Annotated in this window: 13 protein-coding genes; 4 read left to right on the top strand and 9 right to left on the bottom strand. The window is 59.8% G+C overall.

Features of this window, described 5'->3' with window-relative positions:
- Window positions 1-2 precede the first annotated feature (2 nt).
- From RGR602_RS29405 to RGR602_RS29395, 3 genes are all read right to left on the bottom strand, one after another.
- Window positions 3-1,304 carry a carbohydrate ABC transporter permease gene (locus RGR602_RS29405; protein ID WP_040115533.1) on the bottom strand — a complete coding sequence of 434 codons (1,302 nt, stop codon included), beginning with the start codon at window positions 1,302-1,304 and terminating at the stop codon, window positions 3-5.
- 55 nt (window positions 1,305-1,359) lie between these two features.
- Window positions 1,360-2,706 (bottom strand): ABC transporter substrate-binding protein, encoded by a 1,347-nt coding sequence (locus RGR602_RS29400; RefSeq protein WP_040115532.1) that lies wholly within the window; start codon window positions 2,704-2,706, stop codon window positions 1,360-1,362.
- 632 nt (window positions 2,707-3,338) lie between these two features.
- Window positions 3,339-4,028: a TetR/AcrR family transcriptional regulator gene (locus RGR602_RS29395; RefSeq protein WP_040116583.1), complete on the bottom strand. Its 690-nt coding sequence runs from the start codon at window positions 4,026-4,028 to the stop codon at window positions 3,339-3,341.
- Window positions 4,029-4,154: 126 nt separating this feature from the next.
- Here RGR602_RS29395 and RGR602_RS29390 point away from each other — a divergent pair, with 126 nt between their 5' ends.
- From RGR602_RS29390 to RGR602_RS29380, 3 genes are read left to right on the top strand one after another with little or no spacing between them, the layout of a single operon-like run.
- A complete protein-coding gene (locus RGR602_RS29390) occupies window positions 4,155-5,162 on the top strand; it encodes an efflux RND transporter periplasmic adaptor subunit (protein ID WP_040115531.1) in 1,008 nt (335 codons plus the stop codon).
- Window positions 5,163-5,169: 7 nt separating this feature from the next.
- Window positions 5,170-6,411, top strand: a complete 1,242-nt coding sequence (locus RGR602_RS29385; protein ID WP_040115530.1) for an ABC transporter permease — start codon at window positions 5,170-5,172, stop codon at window positions 6,409-6,411.
- On the top strand, window positions 6,408-7,085 hold the full coding sequence (locus tag RGR602_RS29380; RefSeq protein WP_040115529.1) for an ABC transporter ATP-binding protein: 678 nt from the start codon (window positions 6,408-6,410) through the stop codon (window positions 7,083-7,085). Before RGR602_RS29385 ends, RGR602_RS29380 begins: the two co-directional genes overlap by 4 nt.
- Window positions 7,086-7,439: 354 nt before the next feature.
- Here RGR602_RS29380 and RGR602_RS29375 read toward each other — a convergent pair whose 3' ends face one another.
- The 6 genes from RGR602_RS29375 to RGR602_RS29350 all read right to left on the bottom strand — a co-directional run bounded on the left by RGR602_RS29375 (window position 7,440) and on the right by RGR602_RS29350 (window position 15,728).
- Complete coding sequence (locus RGR602_RS29375) at window positions 7,440-9,377, bottom strand: PBP1A family penicillin-binding protein (protein WP_407692057.1); 1,938 nt, start codon at window positions 9,375-9,377, stop codon at window positions 7,440-7,442.
- Window positions 9,378-10,299: 922 nt separating this feature from the next.
- Window positions 10,300-11,148 carry a sugar phosphate isomerase/epimerase family protein gene (locus RGR602_RS29370; RefSeq protein ID WP_040115528.1) on the bottom strand — a complete coding sequence of 283 codons (849 nt, stop codon included), beginning with the start codon at window positions 11,146-11,148 and terminating at the stop codon, window positions 10,300-10,302.
- Between the two features lie 4 nt (window positions 11,149-11,152).
- The gene (locus RGR602_RS29365; protein ID WP_040115527.1) at window positions 11,153-12,148 is read right to left on the bottom strand and encodes an ABC transporter permease; all 996 of its coding nucleotides are present in this window, start codon (window positions 12,146-12,148) and stop codon (window positions 11,153-11,155) included.
- Window positions 12,145-13,146: an ABC transporter permease gene (locus RGR602_RS29360; protein WP_040115526.1), complete on the bottom strand. Its 1,002-nt coding sequence runs from the start codon at window positions 13,144-13,146 to the stop codon at window positions 12,145-12,147. The genes RGR602_RS29365 and RGR602_RS29360 overlap by 4 nt, the downstream gene beginning before the upstream one ends.
- Window positions 13,139-14,650 (bottom strand): sugar ABC transporter ATP-binding protein, encoded by a 1,512-nt coding sequence (locus RGR602_RS29355; RefSeq protein ID WP_040115525.1) that lies wholly within the window; start codon window positions 14,648-14,650, stop codon window positions 13,139-13,141. Before RGR602_RS29355 ends, RGR602_RS29360 begins: the two co-directional genes overlap by 8 nt.
- 94 nt (window positions 14,651-14,744) lie before the next feature.
- Complete coding sequence (locus tag RGR602_RS29350) at window positions 14,745-15,728, bottom strand: autoinducer 2 ABC transporter substrate-binding protein (protein ID WP_040115524.1); 984 nt, start codon at window positions 15,726-15,728, stop codon at window positions 14,745-14,747.
- A 261-nt stretch (window positions 15,729-15,989) separates the two neighbouring features.
- Between RGR602_RS29350 and RGR602_RS29345 the strand changes: the two genes are divergently transcribed.
- Window positions 15,990-17,048 (top strand): LacI family DNA-binding transcriptional regulator, encoded by a 1,059-nt coding sequence (locus RGR602_RS29345; RefSeq protein ID WP_040115523.1) that lies wholly within the window; start codon window positions 15,990-15,992, stop codon window positions 17,046-17,048.
- Window positions 17,049-17,493: the final 445 nt, after the last annotated feature.

The raw sequence follows: 17,493 nt of genomic DNA, 5'->3' as shown, positions 1-17,493 counted from the left end.
GATCAATCCTCGATGAGCGGCCGCGCAACCAGCGTGGCGTAATTGAAGACACGCAGATAGGCGAGCGACAGGATGATGCCGATAATCACGAGGACGAGCGCCATAGCGGCGCCAAGGCCATATTCCAGATTGCCGGCATAGTTGTTGAGCGCCGTGTGATAGGCGGCAAGCGACCAGACTTCGGTCGCCTTGCCCGGCCCGCCGCGCGTCGAAAGGAGGATTTCGTTGAAGGAGGCAAGCAGCGACAGCGTCTGGTAGCAGGTGACGAACAGGATCGGCCAGCGCATCTGCGGCAGGATGATGTAGCGGATTTGCTGCCAGCGGCTGGCGCCATCCACCTCGCTTGCGAAGAACTGGCTCTTCGGGATCGCCTTCAGCGCCGAGGAAAAGACCAGCATGCCCATCGAAGCACCGATGAAGCCGTTAATCAGCACCACGAAGAGCCAAGCGTTATAAGCGTTGTCGAGAAGATAGTTCTTCGGCGCGTAGCCGAACTTGCCCATGAAGGTGGAGATGAAGCCGGTATCCCAAGCGAGCCATTTCCACATCAGCACGTAGATAACGACGGGCGTGATGCGCGGCAGGAGCCATACGGACCGAAAAATCGTTGCCTGCACGTTCGGCATGTAGTGAGTCCAGATCGCGAGGAGCATGGCGTAGCATGTGTTGAAGAGCACGAGCACAAGTGCGACGTAGAGCAATGTGTTGAAAAGGATCTGCGCCATGTCCGGTGACGAGGCGATGCGCGAGAAGTTTTCCGTCGTCCAGCTCCAGCCGGTATAGGTCGCGCTGGCGAGGCCTTCCTTCTCTTCCGGCGTCATCTTGAAGCCGAACTTGTCGAGCGAGGCGAAAAGGTCCTCCTTGCTCGAGAAACGCAGATTGGCAACGGAGCGGTTGAACTGCTCTGAGATTTGCTTGACGTCACGGGTCGACGGCCGGTCGGTAAGATCCTTGATCATGCGCTCGGCTTCGCGGCGCGAGGAGAAGACCTCACCGAGATGTTTTTCGCGCAGCTCCCTAGCGATGCCAGGCTCAAGCGCAAGGCCCTCGACGCCCTTGATACCCTCTTCGTCGATCGCGTAGCGCGGCTCGGTAAGCTGCTGCACGACCTCCGGCATCTCGTCCTTGAGCGCGATGAGAGAATTTGGGGCGATCTGGTAGGCGCCGCCCGAAATGCCCGTGGCGGTCGTCATGTTCGTGAAGGAAAAGACGGCGGTTAGCACTACCGGCATCAGGAAGAACAGCACAATCATGATCGCGGCCGGTGCGATCATTATGAGCCCGAGCGTTCTGGACGATCTCATGAAAGCCTCCGCAAAATGTCCGGGCGGATGAGGCCGCCCGGAGGCTTGCTTGCGCTTAGCGGATGATGATTTTGTCGCCGAGCGTGCCCTTCAGCTCGCCTTCTACGTCGTTGACGGCAGCATCGACGCTCTTGGCGCCTGTCCAGGAGGCCTCGAGGCCCTTCCACATGATGTTCCAGTAGGTGCCGAAATCGGCATTGTTGGGCATCGCGTTGGCGTAGGGCAGAAGCCGCTCGGTGGCTTCACGCGTCCAGCGGTCGGAGGAGTAGAGCTCGATCTCGGTTTCCGACTTCGAAATGCCGAGATGAGCGGACTTGACCGCATGCAGCACATTGATGCGCGGCTCGGAGGCGATCTTGATCAACTGGGCGGCAATCTCGGTGTCGTCCTTGTCGTGGCCCGAGGTCAGAAGATAGACGAGCGGATGCGTCAGCGTGTTGGCTTTGCCACCTTCGCCGGCTGGGATCAGCGTGAAGATGACGTTGCCGAAAAAGTCCTTCAGGCCTTCCTGGTTGACGTAGCGGGCATAATGCCAGGTGCCGCCGTGCCAGATCCCCGCCTTGCCGGAAGCCACTTCCTTCCACCACTGGTCGGCCGGCATCCCGATATGGTTCTTCTTGGTTACACCGTCCTTTACAGCGTCGGCGAAGAACTGGTACGCGCGCTGCATCGCAGCTTTGTCGAAGACCAGCTTGCCGTCTTGTTCCATCGTCCCGCCGAAGCTCGTGTAAAATTGCCAGAAATCCGGACCGTTGGTGTAGCGCGGGTAGAAGCCATAGCCTGGCTGCACGAGGCCCTTGTCCTGCATCTTCTTGGCGTCTTCCAGCAGGTTCTTCATCGTGTAGCTGCCGTCCTGGACCTTCTGCGGTAGAGCGTCGAGATCAGCATCGTTATAGCCGATCGCCTTCATGTGAGGCTTCCAGAAGAACATCGGGCGGGACTCGGCGTCCTGCGGGATGCCGTAGACCGTGCCGCTGAAGGAGGCAATGTCCATTAGATTTTCATAGATGTTGTTAAGCGGCCAGGAATCGAGGTCGACATAGTCCTCAATCGGCACGACCAGGCCGGACTGTGCCCAGGGGCCAATGTCCTCGTGGCCGGTGACGACGATGTTCGGAGCGGTTTTCGCCTCGGCGGCAAGCGTCATCGCCTGCTTGAAGTCCTCCCAACCGCTATAGGCCTTTTTCTCGACCTTGATCTTGAGTTCTTCGCCCTTGATAGCAGCTTCCCGCTGAAGCTGCTCGGCTGCAATTTCGATTGCATCGAGGCGATAGACGTCGTTTGGGCCAGTGCCGCCGGCCCAGACGGTAACGGTCAGCTCCTTGGCAAAGGACAGGGCGGTCGTCGAGGCTAGGATGGCGGCCGCGACGGTCATGCACTTCAGTGTCGGCAGAATAGTCATCTCTTCATCTCCCCAGAGATTGGTGCGAGCCTCTTGGCGGGCCAATCACCATTGCTGACGGCCGGCCCGGAGATCCCATGAAAAGCGCGAACGGTTTCCGCTCTAGGGGATTTGCGTAACGACCGCGTGACAGATTGAGCACGTGTGCAAAATTATTATGACTCGGCGGAAAAACATTGCAAGCGGCGTTTCGCAGAGGGCCGAATCCGGCTTCGAAACACCGCTCGAATGCGAATGGAACACTATTCGCTGGGGATCGGTCACATCCCGTTTCCCAGTCAGCCGGCTCCAAGCGGGATTCCAGCAGACGCCTTGTGAGTGTTCAACGAAGATGGTCTGCCTGGAGCTTCCCGGTGCTTGTTCTGCGCAATCAAAGACGCATCATCGATTTGTAGTTCTTGATAGAACCTCATGACGATCGAACCGGCGACGGCCCTTCCTTGTATCGAATGGGTCCGCGTTACCTTCGACAGGAGAACAGAATCGCGCTGCGGATGATCCAACCATCCGGTCGCCTTGCCCAGAACCCACCGTTTCGCTGTGGTGCGGCTGTCCTATTCCGGTCATGACCGCTGTCGTGCAAATCTCGTCCGGCAGGTTGGCCAGCCGGGTTTTGCGCAATGGTTGCTATTTTATTGAGAGTCATCAAGCAAAGCTCGGACAAAGCCCGTTTCGGCTACTTCGATCGTTCCCTCGGGCAACTTCAGGACGCGGTCGATGGCGATACCATAGAGCCTGAGGCGATCATCGAGCATCTTCGCGGCCTGCTCGATATTGCCCTCGCGGCTCTTTAGCAGGGCCTCGTGCATCACGCTGCCGAGGGAAAGGCGAAAGAGCAGAAGCATCTCTGCGAAGGCTTCGGGATCTGGTGCATCAAAGAGACCCTCCTCTGTTCCCTCCTGGAGAACATCGGCTAAAAGCGGGACCACGATGCGGGTCACAGCCTGATCGATGCGGTGAAACAGCACAATGTTTTCTGGACGGAAGATGACATCGAATACTGTTCGCAGTTGCGGGGCAAGCTCGACCTTGAGACGCCGCGATCCGGCGAACAACGTGTTCAGTCGTCCCACGGCGTCGAGCGTAGGATCGTCGAGGAGCGGTCGAATCTCTTCAAGGCTTTTGCGGGCAAGGCGGGCGGCAAATGCTTCAAGCAGCGCCTCCTTGGAGGGAAAATAGTGATAGAAGGCGCCCTTCGACACGCCTGCTTCACGAATGATGTCGTTGATCGTGGTATTGTCGTAGCCATGGGTGAAGAAGAGCCGCTGAGCGCAATCCAACAATTCGCCCGAGCGGATTTCTGGGTTTTTTTTGACACGCATGCGGCGCTCGTTTCTGACCAGCGGAGCGGAATTCGATGCTGCGGCCGAATTCTTCAGCTGTATCATAGACCGACGGTCGGTCTGATGCTATAGGGTTCGCAACAGCAGCAGTTCAAGGCAGATGGTGTGAAACCGTTCCGCTTGCTTTCCGTTGTCGTCGCCCTCTCCGTGGCAGGCGGTTTGGCTGCTTGGTACGTTTGGCGCCCCATCCCCGTATCGGTCGTCGTCCCCTCGCGTGGTAGTGCTGCCGAAATCGTCTATGCCAGTGGCGTTGTCGAACCTGTGACTTGGGCAAAAGTCACGCCGCTGGTGCGCGAACGGATCGTCGAGCAATGCAACTGCGAAGGTGCAGCCGTAAAAAAGGAAGACATACTTGCTCGCCTCGATGATAGCGAGGCGAGGGCGGCCCTTGCCGAACTCGAGGCGCGGCTCGCGCTGGCGGAGCAGGAATTTCGGCGCTACAATTTGATGCTGGAAAAAAACACCGCAGCCCAGCAGTCAGTCGACCGGGCAAGCAGTGAGGTGGAGCAGCTCAAGGCGCTGGCCGCCGGCCAAAGAGCGCGCCTTGACAGCTATATCATTCGCGCTCCGATCGATGGTGTCGTGCTACGCCAGGACGGCGAGGTGGGCGAGGTCGCCGATCTCGGAACGGCGCTCTTCTGGGTCGGAGAACAAAAACCGCTGCTCGTGGTGGCCGATGTCAACGAGGAGGATATTCCGCGGCTCCGGCTGGGGCAGAAGGCCCTGCTCAAATCGGATGCCTTCAAGGATCAGACACTCGATGCAACCGTCAGCAGCATAACGCCGAAGGGTGATCCAGTGACGAAGACTTATCGCGTGAAGCTGCGTCTTCCCGACCACACGCCGCTGATGATCGGTATGTCGACCGATGTGAACGTCATCGTCCGCGTCTCGGAAAATGCACTGCTGGTCCCCACGGTTGCGATGCAGACTGAGAAGATCTTCACCGTCGAAGGAAACTCTGCCCGGCTACGTGAGATCAAAACCGGTATCCGCGGCCCGAGTGGTATCGAGATTAGGTCCGGTCTGGATGAAAAGGCGCGCGTGATCTCACCGTTTCCGCAAGATCTGAAGGATGGGGCCTGGGTCACGATAACCGGTGCTGCGAAGTGAGGTTACGATGCGTCTGATTTTCGAGATCGCGGTCACCCATATTGCCGGCCGCGGCCGGCAGACACTTGTTGCCGTGTTCGGCGTTGCCGTCGGCGTCGGCTTTTCCATCGCCATGGCGGCACTCATGCAGGGCGGCCAGGACGATTTTGTGGAACAGTTGATCGATACCATGCCGCATGTCGAGATCAATGACGAGCAGCGAACGGCGCGACGGCAGCCTGCCGAAACCGCATACCATACGACGCAGATCTTCGGACTGAGGCCGCGGGAGGACCGCCGCGGCATCATCAATCCGACTGCCGCGCGCTCCTGGCTCGAGGCATGGATACCCGGCCGGCTTGCACCAGACCTGAAACTGCAGGGTGTCATTCGTTACTCCAGCCGCGAGGTCGGAGCATCGGTGATCGGCATCGAACCGGTCGCCGAGCGCAGCGTTTCGCCTATCATCGGCGATTTCGTGGAGGGAAGTTTCGGAGCCCTTGCGGCAGGCGGGAACAATATCGTGATCGGCGATACGATGGCAAAACGCCTCGGCGCCGGACTGAACGATACAGTTGCCGCGGTTTCGTCCGAGGGACTCACGCGCAATTTCAAGATCGTTGGCCTTTTTCATACCGGCACGACCGCCCGCGATGAGGGCGAAGCTTATGTACTGCTGAAGAACGCGCAGATCCTGAGCGCGCGCACCAACGCCATCAATGAGATCCGCATCAAACTTGCCAATCCCGACGACGCACCGGTGGTGGCGCGCCGGATCGAGGCCGAACTCGGCTACAGGGCCGAGGCTTGGCAAGAGGCCAATGAATCGCTCCTCGAAGCGCTCGTGATCCGCAATGTCATCATGTACACCGTTGTCGCAGCAATCATGCTGGTCGCTGGATTTGGCATCTATAATATTATCTCGACGATTACGCATGAAAAGGCGCGCGACATCGCCATCATGAAGTCGCTCGGTTTTGCCGAGGCGGACATGCGGCGCCTGTTTCTGCTCGAAGGTGTCGCCATCGGGGCCGGCGGTTCGGCGCTCGGTTGGCTGCTTGGCTTCGCGCTCGTCTATGCCTTGTCCCTGGTGCGCTTCGAACTTGCCGCGACAGGCCAGGAAATGACACGCCTGCCGATTGCCTGGAGCATTCTGCATTACCTGATCGCCTCAGGTTTCGCGCTCAGTTCGGCGGCTTTTGCCGGCTATCTCCCGGCTAGGCGTGCTGCAGGCCTTAATCCGGTGGATATCATAAGGGGTGCGACGTGAGCGCCTTGATTGAAGCGAATAACCTCACACGCATCCTGACGGAAACCGTCCCGGTAACGCTGGTCGAGGATGTGTCTTTGACGATCGGTGAGCGGGAATTCGTTGCAATCACTGGACCTTCCGGTTCCGGCAAGTCTTCGCTGCTCTATCTGTTGGGGCTGCTGGACGAGCCGACGAGCGGCAGGCTTTCGATTGGTGGCAGAGATACCGATCCGATGGACCAAAGGGAACGCGCCGAAACCCGCCTCTCTATGCTGGGCTTCGTCTTCCAGTTCCATTTTCTCCTGCCAGAATTCACGGCGCGGCAGAACGTCGAGATTCCGATGCGCAAGCTTGGTCGTTTGAGCCGGTCGGCCATGCAGGCGCGGGCTGAAGAACTCTTGGCATCGCTCGGCCTTGCCGGCCATATCGATAAGAGGCCAGATCAGCTATCCGGCGGTCAACGCCAGCGGGTCGCTGTTGCACGTTCGCTTGCGAATGATCCACCCATCCTGCTTGCTGACGAGCCGACGGGAAGCCTCGACAGTCAAAATTCCGAGCAAGTCTTTTCGATCCTCGAAGGGCTCGTGCGCGAACGCGGCAAGACGGTTATCGCCGTCACCCATGATCTCGATATGGCGGCCCGTATGGGGCGGCGCATTCATCTCATGGACGGCAAAATCGCCGATCCTTGAGATCGCGGTGCGAGCGGATGCATTGGCCAGCCAGCGGCAGCGACGGCCTTCGCGATGAAGCCCAGTCATTGTTCGTCACGGCCTGTTCGATCTAAGGGCGATCATGCGGGCCGACGCCGGTCGAACGAGGTATGCGATTAGACCAAGTACCAAGATCGCCGAAATTGCCCCTCAGGCGGTCGCCACCCCCCAGTGCCCGTAACCGACGCTTGAAGGGGCGATGCGGTGGCAAAGCGGAAAGCCTCGAAGGCGGGAGATATTGTTGCCAGACCCCTCGTTCCTGCATTTGTGCTTCGCGCTGCCGGGTTTCTGCGGTTTCCCATCTTCGTCGCGGCGACTAACATTCGGGTTGGGCTATTTCTCGCAAAGACGCCGAGCGCCATAATAGGGTTGGTAGGTACAGTCGGAAGCGCGGAACGAACGATAACTGCGCGAGCAGGCGGTGATGTTGCAGGACGGTGCGGCATTCTCTTCGCTTGTCATCATTCCTGTATCCGGATCGATCTGCGGAGCAGGCTCAGCCATCGCCGCCTGCATGAATTCCCGCCAGATGCGAGCCGGAAGTGCGCCTCCGGTGACCCCCTTCATCGGCGCGTCATCGTCGTTCCCGACCCAGACACCGGCGACCAGGGCGTCCGTGAAGCCGACGAACCAGGCGTCGCGGTTGTCCTGACTGGTACCTGTCTTGCCGGCCGCAAACATGCCAGGATCGGCGTCGCGGCCAGTCCCACGCTCAACGACCAACTGCAGTAACGCCAGAAGGTCCGGCTGATACGGAGAGAGATCAATAGCCGCCGGCACTTGCGCACCCACGCGGAAGCCTCTGGGCTGGCCAGATGCCTGAAATTCGATAATACCCCACGGCTCGACGGGCGACTTTCCAAGCCGTACCGATGCGTAGGCGCCGGTCAGATCGAGCAAACTCACCTCCGAAGCGCCAAGCGACAAGGCAGGTGCCGTCGTCAGGGCAGCGTTTATGCCGAGCTCCTTGGCTGCCGCGGCGACACTGTCCAGTCCCACCTCCTGGGCAAGGGCTGCGGTGGCGGCATTCAATGAGCGAGCAAAAGCCTCCGCCAGCGTAACCCAGCCGCGGTAACCACCCCCAAAATTTTGGGGCGACCATCCGTTTAACTCAATGGGCCCGTCGAGGACCTGATCCGACAGAGAAAGGCCTTTTTTCAACGCAGCATAATAAACGAACAACTTGAATGTGGAGCCGGGCTGACGCATGGCTGTGACGGCACGGTTGAACTGGCTGGTCTTGTAGTCGTGTCCGCCGACCATGGCGACAACCGCGCCATCGGGCGTCATGGCGACCATCGCCGCCTGCGATGCGCCGCGAGCCTTTCCCTCTTCATCAAGCGCGTGTCTCACCACCCGTTCGGCGATTTCCTGCAGGCGCGGTACCAACGTCGTGCGCACTGTCGTCGAGCCGGGAGAGGAGCCCGCGATCTCGCTCGCTTGTGGCGAAATCCAATCGGCGAACCAGCTGCCGGAGCGCGGCGTCGGTGTCGTCGGGTGCAGTTCGGCAAATTCATTCTTGGCGGCGTCGGCTTCTTGCGGCGTAAGCTTGCCGTTGGCGGCCATCGCGTCGAGCACTGTTGCCGTGCGTTGGCGTGCACCCTCGAAATTGTCGATCGGGTTCAACTGGCTCGGAGCCTTCAGCAGGCCTGCCAGCATCGCCGATTCTGGAATATCGAGCGCACCGATATCCTTGTTGAAATAGATCCGTGCCGCTGCAGGCATTCCCGTAGCGCCGGAACCGAGGTAGACCGAGTTCAGGTACCGCGTCAGGATCTCCTGCTTGCCGAGCTTCCATTCCAGCCAGAACGCGATCACCAGTTCCTGGATCTTTCGCTTCAGCGTTCGGTCGCTTTCGAGATACTGCAGCTTGATCAGCTGCTGCGTGATCGTGCTTCCCCCCTGGACAACCGAGCCTGCCTGAAAGTTCCGTATTAGTGCGCGCGCAATGCCTTTCAGGTCGATGCCGTGGTGATCCATGAACCGGCGGTCCTCGATTGAAAGGACTGCATCCACGAGGTGAGGGGGGAATTGTTCGTACCCTGCATAGGGTCCCTGATAGGGGCCCTGCCGAACAAGAGGTTCGCCGTCCGCCGTTTCCAATACAATGACGGGCTTCATGGAACCATCGGCAATCTCTTGCCACGGCACATCCTTCAACGCCCAAGTCAGAACGGAGGCCACGATCAGCAAGCCCAGCAAAGGAAGGAGCGCGACGAGCCCTTTCCATGACCGCAATTTCAGAGGACGGGCCTTCTTTATGCCGGTCATTCCGGCTCTCATGGCTTTGGAAGAAAGCGATGCAAAAGCCGCCGACAGCCGCCGAAACTTCTCATTGGGCGTTCGAGTGCCAGACGTCTGTTGTCTTTTCTCGATGGTTCCGATGCCCTTTCTCATCCACAAAGGGCTGCTTTGCAAAATCGCACGGAAATCATGACGGAGCGCGGCCCTCAGGTCATGAATGGCGCGTGCGCTTTGAGCAAAGGGCGAGGAAGGGTTCACAGCCTCTTTGGATTGTTTCAGCGGTGATGAAGATCCCGATGGTCCCTCGTGAGCCCCAGTTTCTTCTTCCGCGCCTTCAGCTGGAAATCCTTCGCTCTTCGGCAGCTGCACAGATTCGGCGGCAGTGCGATCACCAATCTGATTTGAGCTACCAGTTTGTTTTGAGGAGTCTGCGGTGCTTGCCATTTCTTACCGGCTGGTTGATTTGAAGCAATTAGCGCGCAATGGAGCGGAGGAAAGAACAACTTTGGCACTGCTGTCGCACGTCTTTTCGAATAGAGGTCCACTTGGGAAAATTGATGAGTGAATATTCTCACATCCGAAGCCAGCCTTTTCATGGCAACGCAATATCAAGTCATCAGCGCGCGTGAGCGGCGTTCGCCCGTCCGGCGTCGGCATCCGGTATGACGATAGCAGCATGGTGCGGATCCATCTCCACCAGCCGTCCACCTTCATCGCGAAGGACCAGCTCCCAATCTGGAAGTTCCTTCCGTTCTGTCGGCCCAGATCGTGCCGGCGCCAGGGTTCCCGACCGGACCGGGTTCGGGAGGCTCAGCGTTTAGAGAGGATTACCTGGGTCCAACACGACATCGGCGTGACGTCCGTCTTGCCCCAGTCAAGGTTTGCAACCGCCCGGTCGGTCATAATCCTTTCTGCCTTTTGCGCCCTGTGCGCCGCACGTCCTGCGGCCTCAGATCAGGCCATATTGTCTCGCCTTATTGCGCAGAAAGGGCAGGCCGTTGCCCATCACCTCTGCCTCGTCCCTGGCGACAGGACGCCAGACTGCGAGACCGTAGGCGACTTCCGCTGGCATGTTGATGAAACTCTCCATAGCAAGGCCGCCTTTGAACCCAATGGCCGCAAGTGCTGTATATATCTCGTCCCAAGGGACGTTTCCGTAGCCGGGCGTGCCACGGTCGCTTTCAGACAGGTGGATATATTTTAGATGTTCGCGCGCCTCGAGGATGCCCGTGGCAGCGCCCTTCTCCTCGATGTTCATGTGATAGGTGTCGAGATGCACGAAGATATTGTCGGCGCCGACGCGCTCGATCATCTCGACTGCTTGCCTTGCGGTATTTATCAAATGGTTTTCATAGCGGTTCACCGCCTCGACGCCGAGCTCGATGCTGCGGGACTTGGCGTGCTTGGCGGCGGCCGTCAGCGCGCGGGCGATATTGTCGTACTCTTTCTCCGTCGGCGGCACACCAGTACGCTCGCCAATGCCGCCGAAGATGACGCCTGATAGCGCCAATGCGCCCATGTCGGCCGCTTTGTCGATCGCGACCTTCAGATACTCGATTGCCGCCTCCGGCCGCACCGACGCCCAGGCGTGCTCGGGCAGCCCGAGCGAGCAGACGGCCGGCAGGCTGTGCTTTTCGAGAAGCGCGCGGGTGTGTGGCGCATCGACGGCGGGTGCGTTGAGGAGCGCAATTTCGATGAAGTCCATCTTGTAGGACACCGCAGCTGCGATCGCCTTTTCGGCGCCTGCCTTGTCCCAGTTCATTGTCCACATGCTGGTATGTACGCCGAAGCCTTGCATCGTCTCATTCCTTTCTGCGCAGAACGGTTCTGAAGTGACCGGCAAGCCAGCGCAGCATCATGACGCCGACGAGCAGGATACCCCACACGGCCGTCGCCAGATGCTGGTTGGCGCCGAGAAGATTGAGCCCGGACGAAAAGAGCTGGAGTACCACCAGCGCTGCGAAGACCGGGATCACGCGGCCGAAGCCGCCGAAGGGATTTACCCCGCCAAGGAAACAGGCGAGAACGGTGATGAGCAGGTAGGACTCACCGTGGCCGACGCGCACCGAGTTGAAGCGTGCCAGCATGATGATACCGGCGACGGCACACATCGCGCCCGACAGCGTATAGACAAGGACGATGACCCTGCGTGTGTTCACGCCGGAATAGCGCGCCGCCTCGATGTTGGAGCCGATCATGTAGGTGTTGAAGCCAAGCCTGGTGCGCGAAAGCAGCACATGCCAGAGCGCGACGCACAGGATGAAGATGAGGAGCGGCAGCGGAATCCCCACCACAGAGCCATGGCCGAACGGTCGCAGGAAGGCCGGAAAGCCCGACACGTCCCCGCCGCGGGTCAAGAACTCGCCGAGCCCGCGCAGGAAGATCATCATCGACAGCGAGACAAGGATCGGGTGAGCCTTCGTATAGGCAATGACAAGACCCATGACGACGCCGCTTGCCGCACCTGCGGCAAGCGCAAGCGCCACGCCGAGCAGAAAGGATCCCGGTCCAGCGTCTACGCCGCCGTTGGCCTGCAGCGTCCAAGCCACGGTGAGGCCTGCGATGTTGGCGGTGAAGGTGATGGCGAGGTTGAGCCCTCCCGTCAGGATCGGCAGCAGCATGGCAAGAGTAAGAAGGCCGAGCTCCGGAAGCTGGAAGGCAACGGATCCGAAGGTGGCCCGCGACAGGAACTGCGGCGAAGCGAGGCCGAAGATCACGACCACCAGCACGAAGGCGACGACCGATCCCGCGATTTCCGATCCCAGGAGGTTGCGAGTCCGCCGGACAAGCGTCGTCATCTGCGCCTCCGCTCGGTCTTCAGGATAGGAAGCAGCTTGTCGATCCGGGAATTCGAGAGTGTGATCGCCACGAGAATGATGGCGCCGATAATCATCTTGAACGCGAAGGGTGAAACGCCCATCAGGTTGAGGCCGTTCTGGGTGATCGAGATCAGCAGCACGCCGAGCACGCAGCCGAGCACTGAGCCCTTGCCGCCACCGAGGCGGGCGCCGCCGAGGACGGCCGCGGCAAGCACATCCAGCTCGCGGCCGTAGAGCGCATTTGGCACGACTTCCTGGGCATAGTGTGCTTGGATCAATCCGCCAATCCCGGCCATGAGCCCCAACCAGCCGAAGGCGATGAACTGCATGGCGCCGATCGAGATTCCGAAGCGGCGCGCCCCCTCGGGATTGTCGCCAAAGGCATAAAGCTGGCGCCCGGTCGTCGTGTGGCGGATCAGGAACCAGGTCGCCGCAACGCAGATTGCCATGACAAGGACCGGAAGGCGGATTTCGGCCCAGCTGCCGTCAGCCATCTCCCGTTCGTAGAGGATGATCCGCTCCGTCCACCAGTCGGGCAGCGTGTAGATTGATACGCCGCGGGTGAAGAACATCAAAAGACCGAAGTAAATATTGAAGGTGGCGATCGTAACGACGATCGAGATGATCTTGAACCGGTGGATGATGAAAGCGTTGAAGGCGCCGAGCAGCGTGCCGATGCCGCCGGCGATCAGCAGCCCGCTTGCCCAGCCTCCGCCACCGACCTGGCCGAGGATGAGAGCGGTCACGTACTGCACGACCGAGGCGGCCACCGCAAACGAGATGTCTATGCCACCCGCGATCAATACGACGAGCAGACCGACTGCGAAGATGATGTTGACTGAACTGATGTTCAAAAGGTCGAAGGCATTGCCGAGCGTAAAGAAACGCGGCGTGGCGAAGGCAAGAAACGCGGCGATCAGAACAATGACGGCGAGCAGGCAGATCTCCGTCGCATGGGTGCGGAAGAGCCTACGCATAGACGGCAGCCTCCATGTCCCTAAGCGATGTCGCGCGCGGATCGTATTCGCCGGCGATCTCCCCCTGCGCCATGTGCAGCACCCGGTCGGCGTTGAAGTAGACCTCGGGCACCTCGTCGGAGATGAGGATGATGGAAAGCCCGCTTTGCGCAAGCCGTGCCACGATGTCGAAGATACCGGCGCGCGCACCGACGTCGACGCCGACCGTAGGTGCGTCGAGGATCAGCAGCTTAGGGTCGGTCGCCAACCATTTTGCGATGGCAATACGCTGCTGGTTGCCGCCCGACAGAGTCGAAATGGCATCCTGCTGCAGCCCAATCTTTATACCAAGATCGGAAATCCAGCGGGCTGCAAGACCGTGCTTCTTACGCTCCGAAATGAATCCGTGGGACAGAATTTTGCGCAGGGAGGAAATCACCAGGTTGTCGGCAATCGATTGCGGCTGGATGAGCCCAAGCGACAGGCGGTCTTCGGAGAGATAGGCAATGCCGGCAGCGATCGCATCCCGATTGGAGGAAAAGCGCACGGGCTTGCCATCAAGCCTGATGGTGCCGCGATCGGGACGGCGCATACCGAAGAGCGTCAGTGCCAGTTCCGTGCGGCCGGCACCCAGCAGACCGGTGATGCCGAGCGTCTCGCCGCGGCGGACGGAAAAGGAGATATTCCTAAACTCACCGCGTCGTGTCAGCCCCTCAACCGCAATGACAGGCGCAGCCCCATCATGCGATTGGGCGCGCACGGCGTGGTCGAAAATCTTGCCGGTCATGAGTTCGGAGATGCGCGACTGCGTCATGCCTTCGGCCGGATAGACGCCGACAAGCCCGCCGTCGCGCAGCACGGTGATACGGTGCGATATTTCCAGCACCTCGGCCAGTCGGTGGCTGACGAAGACGACGGCGACGCCCGAGGCGGAAAGATTACGGACGATCTCAAGCAGATGGTCGGTTTCTGACTGCGTCAGCGAAGCAGTAGGCTCGTCCATGAAGACGACCTTTGCCTCGCCGACCAAGGCTCGTGCGATCGCCACGATCTGCCGCTGGGCGACCGCATATTCGCGCAGCGGCAGATCGACGTCGAGGGTAACGCCGAGGCGCGCCAACACACGTTCGGCGGTGTCGCGCATGGCCTTGTGGTCGACCCGGCGCGGGCGATGGCCGAGGACAGTGTGGAAAGCGATGTTTTCTGCCACCGACATTTCCGGGAAGAGCGCGAGATCCTGCCAGATCACTTGAATGCCGGAGGCTTGCGCTGTGACTGGCGACATATGCGTATAGCGCTGTCCGTCATATTCGATTGCAGCACCGGCCTGCGGGCGATAGACCCCGGTGATGACCTTGATGAGGGTACTCTTGCCGGAGCCGTTTTCACCGGCGAGGCAATGCACCTCGCCCGGCCGCACCTCGAAGGAGACGTCGCGGAGCGCGCGCACACCGCCGAAGGTCATGTTGATGTTCTTCATCGACAACAGAGGTCGTTGGACGTCTGCGCCAGTTGGAGATTCCATATCGCGCCTGCCGTAATGGTCCGCCGGCCATGCTCGCAGTCCACCGAGCCAGCCGCAGCCAGCCCGGCGGTCTGGGAGGTGCCTTCGAAAGGTTTTAGAGGCCCATGGCCGCGAGTTCGTCGACCGTATCCTTGTTGATGGTCACGAGCTGGTCGACGATAATATCATTTCCGGTCGGATTGATCTTCCCAAGGCCTTCGATCTCGTCACCCGCCTTGATCTCCTCGCCCTTCATGAGCTTGTCGGCGAGCGTCACGAAGACTTCGCCGGCCTGTTTCGGATTCCACATGAATCCGCCGGAAATCGCGTCGGCTTTAATAAGTTTCTGGCCCTGGCCCGGTGAGAAGGGGCCGAGTACGAAGATCTCGCCAACCTTGCGGCGCTCTTCCACGGCACGGCCGGCGCCGATCGGCCCCTGGCTGCCGAAGGCGAGGAAGCCTTTGAGGTCGGGATTGGCCGAAATCAGATCGAGCGCAGTCGACCGGCTCTTGTCGGCATCTTCAGCAACGCCGTAGCGCTCGCCGACCACTTCCATCTCCGGATATTTCTCTTTGAGATAGGCAATCGCCGCATCGGCCCAGGCATTGTGCAGCGGCACGGTGAGCGAGCCGACGAAGACTGCATATTTGCCCTTGCCGCCCATCTTCTTTGCAAGAAGCTCGGCATGCGCTTCGCCGAAGCCGTTGGCCGAGGCGAGTTCGAAATTCCAATCCGCGCCCTTTTGACCGGGTGATTCATGCGTGATGACGATAATGCCGTTTTCCTTGGCCTTGGTGAGAACCGGCTCCAGCACTTTCGCATCGTTGGGCACGACGCCGATCACCTTGACGCCCTGGGCGATGAGATCCTCGATGGCGCGCACCTGCAGCGCCGGGTCGGCACTGGTCGGGCCAATCATGAAGGCATCGATACCGAGCGCGGCTCCCTTCTCCTTAATGCCGGCCTCCATCGCATTGAACCACGGGATGCCGCCGATCTTGACGACGACACCGACCTTACCGGGCTCCTGCGCCAAGGCGCCCAAAGCGGCTGCCAGCGACAGCGAAGCCGCGAATGCGGCGACAAGCAATTTCCTCATTTTGTTCCTCCTCCATCGTTTCGAGATGGGCACAGGGCCTGCTGAAGACCGCCGGCCTCCCGTTGCAAGTAACTGGCGAAGAATGTGAATTCCCGCCTCCCTTCGAAGCCGCCTCCTCAAGCGGCACTAGGTTGCACAATCGATATTTCTCTTTGCACAATCGATAGTGCAAAGACTATCGGTCAGAGTTATACTTTCGTCAAGCGGAAACGCCTTTCGCCGCTTCGAAATCGGCACTAAGGAAAATCCGAGGGTTTTTGAATGAAGAACGCCATGAGGAAGAAGGCGACGATCTACGATCTGTCGGTGCTGTCGGGCAGCTCGCCCTCGACAGTCAGCGCCGTGCTGAACGGCACTTGGCGCAAGCGCCGCATCAAGGAAGCGACCGCCGCACTGATCCGCGAACTTGCAGAGAAGTACCAGTATACAGCAAATCGCCAGGCCCAGGGACTACGCAGTTCCCGGTCCGGCCTTGTGGGTCTGCTGCTGCCGGTCCACGACAATCGCTACTTTTCTTCCATGGCCCAGACTTTTGAGGCGCACGTGCGCAGCAAGGGCCAGTGCCCCATCGTCGTCAGCGCCAGCCGCGATCCCCAGGAAGAGCGCGAAACGGCAGCGACGCTCATTTCCTATTCGATCGATGAGCTCTTCATCTGCGGCGCGACCGATCCAGACGGCGTACACGAGGTCTGCGAGAAAGCGGGGCTGAAGCACATCAACATCGATCTTCCAGGCAGCAAGGTTCCCTCCGTCATCAGCGATAACTACGAGGGCGCGCGGATGCTGACAGAAGCGATCATCCGCCAATTCCCGGCAGATAAGCCCCTTGCACCCGAAGAGCTCTACCTCTTCGGCGGCCGCAATGACCATGCGAGCCACGAGCGCATCCGCGGCTTTCGCGCCGTCAAACGCGACCTGCTCGCAGGCGATCCCGATATTTGCATTCAAACAACGGGCTATTCGCCAAACAACACGCGCCTGGCCTTCGAAGCGTTCTACGAGCGGGAAGGCCGGCTGCCGCGCGCTCTCTTCGTTAATTCATCCATCAACTTCGAAGGTTTCCTCCGTTTCATGGCTGGTCATCCGCACGAGACCTTCTCCGACATGGTAGTCGGCTGCTACGACTACGATCCCTTCGCCTCTTTCCTGCCCTTTCCCGTGATCATGATAAGGCAGGATATCGAGAGCATGCTGGCAAAGGCGTTCGAGGTCATGGAAGAGCCGCGTCCTGCACCAACCGTTCACATGATCCGGCCGGAACTTATCAAACCCCGCACGGCGCTGGCCGGCCCGCTCGACGCATTGAAGGACATCGACTGAACGGGCCTTGGCCTTTGGCGTGTGGCCGGCGTCACGGCCACCTTTGCCGGTTTATGGTGCCGTCGGCCTGCTCTTCTTATCGATTTTTCCGGCCGTTACCGCCATTCTGCCAGGCTGGTGGGGCAGCTGCGGATGGTTCTTCCGTATCGGTGGAGCCATTCAGCATGCTCAGGATCGACGCGCCGGAAACCGGCTTTTGCCACCTGACGTGCCACTACTGCGCCCACTCACTTCACCGCGCGCGCTTTCCTTGCCATGATTGCCTTGCAACGTGTGGCCGTTCACCATGCCGATCGACAAACGCACTAGGTGAATGCGACCAGCAATAGGAACGCTGCTCCGGCCGCGATCAAACCCATACCCAGCCAGTTCCTCGTCAATCCCAGAAATCGAACCCCTTGGCTTCTAGGTTCCAGTGTCCGCCCGCTAAGGGATGATTGGTGAG

The organism is Rhizobium gallicum bv. gallicum R602sp (assembly GCF_000816845.1).
Taxonomy (GTDB): domain Bacteria; phylum Pseudomonadota; class Alphaproteobacteria; order Rhizobiales; family Rhizobiaceae; genus Rhizobium; species Rhizobium gallicum.
This window is presented reverse-complemented; position numbering and strand designations above follow the sequence as displayed.

What these genes read in the sequence shown, in the direction of transcription:
- RGR602_RS29370 (WP_040115528.1), bottom strand. Translation starts at nt 11,148, where the DNA reads ATGCAAGGCTTCGGCGTACATACCAGCATGTGGACAATGAACTGGGAC.
- RGR602_RS29365 (WP_040115527.1), bottom strand. Translation starts at nt 12,148, where the DNA reads ATGACGACGCTTGTCCGGCGGACTCGCAACCTCCTGGGATCGGAAATC.
- RGR602_RS29395 (WP_040116583.1), bottom strand. Translation starts at nt 4,028, where the DNA reads ATGCGTGTCAAAAAAAACCCAGAAATCCGCTCGGGCGAATTGTTGGAT.
- RGR602_RS29350 (WP_040115524.1), bottom strand. Translation starts at nt 15,728, where the DNA reads ATGAGGAAATTGCTTGTCGCCGCATTCGCGGCTTCGCTGTCGCTGGCA.
- RGR602_RS29400 (WP_040115532.1), bottom strand. Translation starts at nt 2,706, where the DNA reads ATGACTATTCTGCCGACACTGAAGTGCATGACCGTCGCGGCCGCCATC.
- RGR602_RS29385 (WP_040115530.1), top strand. Translation starts at nt 5,170, where the DNA reads ATGCGTCTGATTTTCGAGATCGCGGTCACCCATATTGCCGGCCGCGGC.
- RGR602_RS29355 (WP_040115525.1), bottom strand. Translation starts at nt 14,650, where the DNA reads ATGGAATCTCCAACTGGCGCAGACGTCCAACGACCTCTGTTGTCGATG.
- RGR602_RS29405 (WP_040115533.1), bottom strand. Translation starts at nt 1,304, where the DNA reads ATGAGATCGTCCAGAACGCTCGGGCTCATAATGATCGCACCGGCCGCG.
- RGR602_RS29375 (WP_407692057.1), bottom strand. Translation starts at nt 9,377, where the DNA reads ATGACCGGCATAAAGAAGGCCCGTCCTCTGAAATTGCGGTCATGGAAA.
- RGR602_RS29360 (WP_040115526.1), bottom strand. Translation starts at nt 13,146, where the DNA reads ATGCGTAGGCTCTTCCGCACCCATGCGACGGAGATCTGCCTGCTCGCC.
- RGR602_RS29345 (WP_040115523.1), top strand. Translation starts at nt 15,990, where the DNA reads ATGAAGAACGCCATGAGGAAGAAGGCGACGATCTACGATCTGTCGGTG.